Here is an 8,261-nt window from a genome sequence, read left to right on the forward strand (position 1 = left end):
TCACGAACGTGTTCTCCAGGGGATAGCATGAGGCCATGACAGGGAACTCCGCCGCGCGCCAGAGCCGCCGCGAACGCCCGGCGAAACCGGCCCTGACCCGAGACGGGATCATCGCCACCGCGGTCGACCTCATGCGGGTCGAGGGCCTGGAGCGCGTCACCATGCGCCGCTTGGCGCAGGAGCTGGACACCGGGCCCGCCTCGCTCTACGTGTACGTCCGCAACACCGCCGAGTTGCACGCGGCGGTCCTCGACGAGCTGCTCGCCGGGGTCGATCTGAGCCCGGCCGCCGCCGAGGGCGACTGGCGCGAGCGGCTGGTGCGGATCCTCATGTCGTACACGGAGCTGCTCTTCGAGCACCCCGGCCTCGCCCGTTCCGCCGTGGCCGCGCGCCCCTTCGGCAAGAATTTCCTGAACCTCACGGAGGCGGTCCTGGCGCTGCTGCACGAGGGCGGGGTCGTGCCGGACCGGGCGGCGTGGCTGATCGACGTGCTGCTCCAGTTCTGCACCGCGACCGCCGCCGAGCACGCCTGGCGGGGCCCGGACGAGGACGGCCACAATGAGGAGGACTGGGAGGCGTTGGCCGCCGGGCTGATGGGTGCCTCGGAGCGGACGCACCCGCGCATCGCCGCGCTGGGCCCGCGGCTGCTCTCCGGATCTCCCCAGGAGCGGCTGGTCTGGGGCTTCCACGTGCTGATCAACGGCGTGGCGCACACCCCCGTGCCGGACGTCCCGACGCCGCTCTAGTGCTGTGACCGCATAGGTTCGCCGGGTCGGCGGTCGTGGCGGTTGGATGTGCGGTGACATCCGATCCGACCGCTGGAGGCGCGGTGGCCGAGCCCGTCCGTGTGCGCAGACTGACCGACCACGAGGGGCAGAAGCTGCAGCAGATCGTGCGCCGGGGCAGCACGAGTTCGGTGCGCTACCGGCGGGCGATGATGCTGCTGGCCTCCGCTGGAGGGGGCACCGGCAGCGGATGATCAGGCGGATCCCGGCCGGCCCGCGGAGCGGGTATGTGCGGCGCTGATGTGTCCTCAGACGCCCGCTTCCACCAGGTCGTCGGTATGGAAGGTGCGGCGGTAGGAGGCGGGTGAGACACCGAAGGCGGTGCGCATGTGGGCGCGCAGGGAGTTGGCGGAGCCGAAGCCACAGCGGTGGGCGACCAGGTCGATGGACAGGTCGGTGGTCTCCAGCAACTGCTTGGCCAGTTCCAGGCGTTGCGCGGTGAGCCACTGCACGGGGGTCATGCCGACCTCGTCGCGGAAGCGGCGGGTGAAGGAGCGCAGGCTCATCCGGGCGTGTTCGGCCAGGCGGTTCAGGGAGAGGGGTTCGCCGAGGTGTTCCAGGGCCCAGGCGCGGGTGGCGGTGGTGGTGGCGACGGTGGGTTCGGGCACCGGGCGGTCGATGTACTGGGCCTGGCCGCCGTCCCGCCAGGGCGGGACGACGCACACGCGGGCGGCGCGGTTGGCGGCGGCGGCGCCGTGGTCGCGGCGGATCATGTGCAGGCACAGGTCGACGCCGGCGGCGACGCCCGCGGAGGTCAGGACGTCGCCGTCGTCGACGAAGAGGACCTCCTCGTCGACCTTGACGCGGGGGTAGGCGCGGCGGAACTCGGGGGCGAGGTTCCAGTGGGTGGTGGCGGGCCGGCCGTCGAGGAGGCCCGCGGCGGCCAGGACGTAGGAGCCGGTGCAGATGGACACCAGGCGGGTGCCGGGCCGGATGCCGGCGATGGCCGCGGTGACCTCGGGCGGCAGCGGGCCGCCGCGGCCCAGCTCGGGCATGGCGTGCGTGGGCGGGACGATCACGGTGTCCGCGGCGGCCAGGGCCTCGGGACCGGCCGCGGGCTGCACGGTGAACCCGGCGTCGCTGAGGACCGGGGCGCCGTCGGCGGTGCAGACGGTGACCTCGTACAGCGGGCGTGAGCCGGCGTCCAGGACGCTGCCGAAGACGCGGGAGGGGATGCCGAGTTCGAAGGGCGGGACGCCGGGCAGGGCGAGGACGGCGATGCGGTGCCGCCCGGCCGCGTCGGCGCTCGGGTCGGGGCGGGGGTCGGTGCACGGCCACTGCATCTCGCTCATGGCCAGATCCTGTCACATAGTGGCCAGACGGCCAACACCATGGTGGGGGCGGGTGCCGGATCGTGGACTGCGTCGCGCCGGGAAGGGCCCGGGCGGCCGGTATCCGATCAAGACGGAAAAGAGTGAGGCGGACAGCATGCGTGCGGTGGTCGTGGAGCAGTGGGGCGGACCGGAGGTGCTCGTGGAGCGTGAGGTCGCCCGGCCCGAGCCGGGACTGAACGAGGTCCTGGTGCGGGTCCACGCGGCCGGTGTGAACCCGGTGGACTTCAAGACCCGGGCCAGCGGGGCCCTGATCGAGTGGGGCGAGGTCCCGGCGGTCGGCTGGGACGTCTCCGGCACCGTGGAGGCCGTCGGACCGGGCGTGGGGATGTTCCGCCCCGGGGACGAGGTGTACGGCATGCCGCTGTTCCCGCGGCAGGCCGGCGCCTACGCCGAGTACGTCGTCGCCCCGGCCCGCCACCTCGCGCCCAAGCCGGCGAACCTCACCCACGTGCAGGCGGCGGCGCTGCCGCTGGCCGCGCTGACCGCCTGGCAGGCCCTGGTGGACACCGCCGGGGTGCGCGCCGGTGAGCGGGTGCTGGTGCACGCGGCGGCCGGCGGGGTCGGCCACCTGGCCGTGCAGATCGCCAAGGCCCGCGGCGCGTACGTCATCGGCACGGCCAGCGCCGGCAAGCACGACCTGCTGCGGCAGCTGGGCGCGGACGAGGTGATCGACTACCGCACGGTCCGCTTCGAGGACGCCGTCGGGGACGTGGACGTGGTGCTGGACGGGCTCGGCGGCCAGAACGCCGGGCGGTCCCTGACGGTGCTGCGCCCGGGCGGCCGGCTGATCACCCTGCCCGGCCCCGACGACGTCCCCGCCGACGTCCCCGGCCACGTGCGGGCGGTGTGGATGCTGGTCGAGCCCGACCACCTGGGTCTGCGCGAGATCGCCGCCCTGGCCGAGCGGGGCGCGCTCACGCCCGTGGTCGAGACCGTCGTCCCGCTGGCCGAGGCCGCGAAGGCGCACGAGATCGGCGAGCAGGGCCGCACCACCGGGAAGATCGTCCTGAGCGTCGCCTGACGCCAGCCGCCCCGGCCGGGTCGGCTGCGGGCAGGTGGAGCGGGACTGGAGCCCCGGGACCGACCGGTCCCGGGGCTCCGGGCGCGGCCGAACGGGACGGGACGGACCTGCGGGCACGGCCGGACAGGACGGAACTGCGGCTCGGGGCTTCGGAGGGGGCGGGGCTGCGGCTCGCGGGGGTGCGTCGGTGACGGCCGGGGCGGCGGCTCGCACGGGGGCGGAGGCAGGGCTGCGGCTGGCGCCGGAGGGGTGTCTTCGGTGGTGGCCGGGGCCCGCTGCTGCCGGCGGGTGCTCGCGGCCGGTATGTGACACCGGGGAGGGCGCGTTGCNTCTTCGGTGGTGGCCGGGGCCCGCTGCTGCCGGCGGGTGCTCGCGGCCGGTATGTGACACCGGGGAGGGCGCGTTGCGGGCCCAGGACGCCCTCGGTGCCGAGGACGGCGGCCTCGTCGGCCGCCCGTCAGCGGCGCCCGCCCGCCGGACCGCCTCGGACCGCCTCGACCCGCGATGCGGCCACGCCGCTCCCCCGCTCCTCCACCGCGGTCCGCCCCGCCTGCCGGTAGCCCGCCGGAACCGAAGTTATGGACAGGGTTTGCGGCTGTCCGTTGTCCGCACTGCCGGACTGGATGTTCTTGCCGAGTTGCGCGGCGCGGATCGCGGCGACGTACCCGCTCGAGCCGGCACCAAGGGCGACGACGTCGTAGAGCGCGCTCATGACGTGCCCCCTTTCCAGGGTGTTCGATGGTTGGCTCGTGGAGCGAGTGGTCATGCCGCGCGGTGGTGGGGTGCCGGAGTGGCGTGGATCTGGTCGCGGATGTCGGCGAGGACGGCTTCGTCGCTGCGGTGCAGGTACAGGGTGGCGGTGGTGCTGATGTGGATGATCGCGGTGATCACCCGCGCCAGCGTTGCCGCGTAAGCGGCATCGATGTACTCGTCGCGGGTGAGCAGGCCGGTGATGCCGACCTCGAGGCGGCCTGCAAGGGTTAGACCCGCTTGCCGGTAGGGCTCGGCCGGGTCGCCGAAGACGAGTTCGTGCAGGTATGTGCGGCCCGTTCTCGGTGTGTTCCCTCAGGCACTCCACCACGGGACGGATGAGAGCGATGACCGGCTCCAGTACGCCCTGTCCGACGGCGGCGTTCGCGGCGGCGAGGCCGACGTCGATGGCGGCGGCGAACTTCTCGTTCTGCACCATGATCAGCAACTCGGCCTTCGTGGACGCGTACAGGTAAAGAGTGCCGTTCGCAACGTCGGCCCGGTGGGCGATCTGCTGTGTCGTGACCCCGCTGACGCCGTGTTCGGCGAACAGTTCGCGGGCTGCGGTCATGATGCGCTCGCGCTTGGCCTGTTTGGCCCGCTCGCGGCGCCCGATCGGCATGTGGCCGCGTCCCATGGGACCTCGCTTGACAATAATCCTGAGCAGACTCATAGTTGAGTGCAATCGGATTGATGGAGTGGGGCGAGGCCCCATGTCACGCCGAATTGGCTGATCTGGCCTCACACCTGGATAAACAGGATGAAGACAAGGAGTGGCGCCCCATGCGAGCGTTCGTCGTCACCAAGTACAAGGAGCCGCTGCAGGAGGCGGACGTCCCCGAACCCACCGTGGGGGAGCACGACGTGCTCGTCCGGGTGGAGGCCGCCGGACTGAACCCGCTGGATGAGAAGATCCGCGCCGGTGAGTTCAAGCAGATCCTGCCCTACAAGCTGCCGCTGATCCTGGGCAACGACGTCGCGGGCACCGTCATCAGCGTCGGAACAGCGGTTCGCGGCTTCAAGCCCGGAGACGAGGTCTACGCCCGGCCCCACCAGGACCGCATCGGCACCTTCGCCGAGCGCATCGCCGTAGCGGAGGGCGACCTGGCACTCAAGCCCGCATCGATCAGCATGGAAGAGGCCGGCTCACTGCCGCTGGCGGCGCTCACGGCGTGGCAGGCGCTGGTGGAGCGCGGGAAGGTGCGGACCGGGCAGAAGGTTCTCATCCACGCCGGCGCCGGCGGGGTCGGTTCGATCGCGATCCAGCTCGCCGCGCACCTCGGTGCGAGCGTCGCCACGACCGCCAGCGGTTCCAACGCGGACTTCGTGCGCGCGCTCGGCGCGGACACGGTGATCGATTACCGCACCCAGGACTTCGAGCAGCTCTTGACCGGCTACGACCTGGTGCTGGACAGCCTCGGTGGGGAGACTCTCGAGAAGTCCCTGCGGGTGCTCAAGCCCGGCGGCAAAGCCATCGGGATCGCCGGTCCCCCGGACCCCGCGTTCGCCCGCGAGGCCGGCCTGAACCCGCTGCTGCGCCTGGCGGTCGCGGGCCTGAGCGGCAAGATCCGCAGGCAGGCGAAGAAGCTCGGCGTGACGTACGAGTTCCTGTTCATGCGCGCCAGCGGCGACCAGCTCCGCCAGATCACCACTCTCATCGACCAGGGCGTGGTGCGTCCGGTCGTGGGAAAGGTGGTCGGCTTCGACCAGACCCCGCAGGCGCTGCAGTCCCTGTCCCAGGGTGGCATCCGCGGCAAGGCCGTCATCGGCAGCAGCTGACCCGCCGCAACCGCGACGGGCGACACGGAACACACAGCGACACAGAACGCACGAGGACACCACCCATGTCTGTCGCCTCCCAGTCGGTCGGACGGCGCGAGCGGAACAAGCAGGAGAAACTCGACCGCATTGTCGCTGCCGCCAGTGAACTGTTCGCCGAACACGGCGTCGATGAGGTCACGACCCAGCAGATCGCTGACAAGGCCGACATCGGCACCGGGACCCTGTTCCTTTATGCCAAGACCAAGGGCGAACTCCTCCTCCTTGTCCAGAACGCCAAGTACGTCGAAGCACTTGAGCAGGGCCGGGCGGACGCCGAGGCCATCCCAGGCGTGCTGGACGCGGTGCTGGCGATCGTCCGGCCGATCGTCGAGTGCAACCGCATCCAGATCGACAACGGACGCACCTACCTGCGAGAGATGGTCTTCGGCGACCCAGAGGAGCCCCGGCACGGCGCAGCACTCGCCATCGTCGCGCAGACCGAGGAGGCCGTCGCCGCCGTGCTGCGCCGAGACGAACGGGTCGCAGAGGGCGACGCCGCGACGCTGGCACACATCGTGTCCGCCGTGATGTTCCTCAGCATGGCGGCAGGCGTGAACATCGCCTTGAGCGTCGAGGAGATCGTGCAGGACATCCGCAGGCAGGTCGACGTCCTGCTGCCTCGCTGAAGCGCGGCCCCAGCCTCAGGCCCAGGCGACCATCCGGGCAGTCCTCGGCTGCGCCATGGCCCGAATCCCCAAATGGCGGGTCATCCGGCCGTTGCTGCCCATACCGGCATGACTGGACGGCTGGGGCGGCCGGCCGGAGGGCTACCGCCACCGCGTGCTGCTGGGATTCCGGAGATTGCCTGCCTACGTGGCGTCGAGTCCCCGTCGCACAGTCCCTGTCCCCAGGATTCCGGGTCGAGGCCCGTGTGGTGCGGTCAGGGCTTTGTGGGTCGATTCAGCAGTTCAAGGGCGCCTTCGACGCGATGCCGTCCTACCGCGTCGTGCGTGGCGCAGGCGGCCAGGTCGGGGCGCTCGTAGGGCTGCCGGCAGACATGGCAGTCGTAGGTGACCGCCCCACCACTCGAACGCCGCCCGGTCGTCCATGGGCGCATCACGCCAGTCCCGCCTGCCTCGCGCGAACCACAGGAAGTCGAAGTACGTGCGCAGGTCCCGGGCATGGGCGGCCTGGGTGTTCCACGGCGAAGACGCCAGCCACACCGAGAAATACCGGTTCAGCGCCACGTCGTACCCGCCCGCGGGACTGATCAGGAACGGCTGCCCCTCGGGCACCCCCAGATCATCCAACCCCTCACCGAGATCGGCGAACAGGGAGCTGAACTCCCGTGCTCGCCAACCGGTGATCGACATGACGCTGGACGATAGTCCGTGGACAGCTCAACAGCGCATAACAGAAGTGGGACGGTTACCGCGCCCTGGCCGGCCGGTGGGCCGACGGCCGTGTCGCCCTACGGAGCCGCAACGGCAGCGATCTAGTGCTGTGACCGCGTAGGTTCGCCGGGTTGGATCAGGCTGCGGTTGTGAGGGGGCGTCCGCCCCATCGGATGCCTTTCTCGCTGCGGATGCGGGCGCGTTCCTTGCGTTCGGCGGCCAGGAGGTCGCGGTGGCGGGCATTGGCGTTGCGCCAGCGGAGGTAGGAGTGCAGGTGCAGGGCCCTGGTCTGGACGGTGTGGTTGGGGTGGTGGGAGTTGGCGATGGTGAACTGCCGCAGTGGTCCGAAGTGCGCCTCGATCGGGTTCGCCCAGGAGGCGTAGGTCGGGGTGAAGCACAGCTCGACCTTGTGCTTCTTTGCCCAGCGGCGGCTGTCGGCGCCCTTGTGGGCGGACAGGTTGTCCAGGATCACGTAGATCGGTGCGCCGTCGGGCCGGGCGGCGCGGATCGATTTCAGCGCGGCCAGCGTGTTCCCGGCACCCTTCTTGCGGCGGTTCACGCCCCACAGACGGTCGTCGCCCACCGAGTAGCAGCCATGGAAGTACCGGACGCCGTGGGTGCGATGGTAGGTGGCCGGCAGCCGGTCGGGCCGGGTCTGTTCGGCCCAGCAGCTGCCGCCGATGGGCCGGATCCCGAGTGGGCCGAACTCATCGAAGGCGAATACCCGGTCCGGGAAGCGGTCCAGGACGTGCTCGATACGGTCCAGCTTCGTCTCCCGTTCGGGGTCCGGGGACTCCTTCCAGGTCTTGGTGCGCTGGAAGGTGACGCCGCGGCGGGCGAGCAGGCACCGTAACGCCTCACGGCCGATGCGAATCACCCGGCCGTGGACTTTGCGCAGGTAGGCGACGAGCTTGCGCAGTGACCAGCGAGTGAAAGGCTGGCCGAGCTTGACCGGGCGGGTGGTGGCCGTCTGGGCGACGAAGTCCTCTTCGTCAGACTTGAGTTGGCGGGGACGGCCTCCCGCCCACCGAGGGTCCAGGCAGGCCAGGCCCTTCTCGTTGAACGCGTGGATCACATCCCGGACGGTGTCCTCGTCGGCCTGCACCAGCTGGGCGATCACCGGCACCCGGTTTCCTCCAGCGGAGGCCAGCAGCATCATCGCCCGCCGGTAGCGCACCGAACTCGTGCTGCCCCGGCGCACGATCTGCTGCAGCTT

Annotated in this window: 9 protein-coding genes and 2 pseudogenes; 5 read left to right on the plus strand and 6 right to left on the minus strand. The window is 71.1% G+C overall.

The window, feature by feature from the left end:
• The first annotated feature begins 35 nt into the window (after nt 1-35).
• Complete coding sequence (locus tag EEJ42_RS18055; protein ID WP_123100952.1) at nt 36-746, plus strand: TetR/AcrR family transcriptional regulator; 711 nt, start codon at nt 36-38, stop codon at nt 744-746.
• Nucleotides 747-829: 83 nt separating this feature from the next.
• Nucleotides 830-961, plus strand: a pseudogene (locus EEJ42_RS18060) (IS630 family transposase); the annotation flags it as partial.
• Nucleotides 962-1,033: 72 nt separating this feature from the next.
• On the opposite strand, the gene EEJ42_RS18065 reads toward EEJ42_RS18060, so the two are convergent.
• Complete coding sequence (locus tag EEJ42_RS18065; RefSeq protein ID WP_425472923.1) at nt 1,034-2,077, minus strand: GlxA family transcriptional regulator; 1,044 nt, start codon at nt 2,075-2,077, stop codon at nt 1,034-1,036.
• A 136-nt stretch (nt 2,078-2,213) separates the two neighbouring features.
• Between EEJ42_RS18065 and EEJ42_RS18070 the strand changes: the two genes are divergently transcribed.
• Nucleotides 2,214-3,140 (plus strand): NADP-dependent oxidoreductase, encoded by a 927-nt coding sequence (locus tag EEJ42_RS18070; RefSeq protein WP_123100962.1) that lies wholly within the window; start codon nt 2,214-2,216, stop codon nt 3,138-3,140.
• A 457-nt stretch (nt 3,141-3,597) separates the two neighbouring features.
• On the opposite strand, the gene EEJ42_RS18075 is transcribed toward EEJ42_RS18070, so the two are convergent.
• The 3 genes and pseudogenes from EEJ42_RS18075 to EEJ42_RS54220 form a co-directional block, all read right to left on the minus strand.
• Entirely contained in the window at nt 3,598-3,852 is a 255-nt protein-coding gene (locus EEJ42_RS18075) for a hypothetical protein (protein ID WP_123100954.1), read from the minus strand.
• Nucleotides 3,853-3,902: 50 nt separating this feature from the next.
• Nucleotides 3,903-4,031, minus strand: coding sequence for a hypothetical protein (locus tag EEJ42_RS53860; RefSeq protein WP_281291467.1), 129 nt, complete (start codon nt 4,029-4,031; stop codon nt 3,903-3,905).
• 361 nt (nt 4,032-4,392) lie between these two features.
• Nucleotides 4,393-4,605 (minus strand): annotated as a pseudogene (locus EEJ42_RS54220) (TetR/AcrR family transcriptional regulator); the annotation flags it as partial.
• A 68-nt stretch (nt 4,606-4,673) separates the two neighbouring features.
• Here EEJ42_RS54220 and EEJ42_RS18085 point away from each other — a divergent pair.
• On the plus strand, nt 4,674-5,669 hold the full coding sequence (locus EEJ42_RS18085) for an NADP-dependent oxidoreductase (RefSeq protein WP_123100955.1): 996 nt from the start codon (nt 4,674-4,676) through the stop codon (nt 5,667-5,669).
• A 65-nt stretch (nt 5,670-5,734) separates the two neighbouring features.
• Nucleotides 5,735-6,337, plus strand: a complete 603-nt coding sequence (locus tag EEJ42_RS18090; RefSeq protein WP_097222763.1) for a TetR/AcrR family transcriptional regulator — start codon at nt 5,735-5,737, stop codon at nt 6,335-6,337.
• Between the two features lie 282 nt (nt 6,338-6,619).
• Here the strand turns inward: EEJ42_RS18090 and EEJ42_RS50935 are convergent, their stop codons facing one another.
• A complete protein-coding gene (locus EEJ42_RS50935; protein ID WP_184503148.1) occupies nt 6,620-7,024 on the minus strand; it encodes a hypothetical protein in 405 nt (134 codons plus the stop codon).
• A gap of 157 nt (nt 7,025-7,181) precedes the next feature.
• A partial coding sequence (locus EEJ42_RS18095; RefSeq protein WP_123100956.1) for an IS630 family transposase occupies nt 7,182-8,261 on the minus strand: 1,080 nt, incomplete at its 5' end.

The organism is Streptomyces botrytidirepellens, from assembly GCF_003721215.1.
Classification (GTDB): Bacteria; Actinomycetota; Actinomycetes; order Streptomycetales; family Streptomycetaceae; genus Streptomyces; species Streptomyces himastatinicus.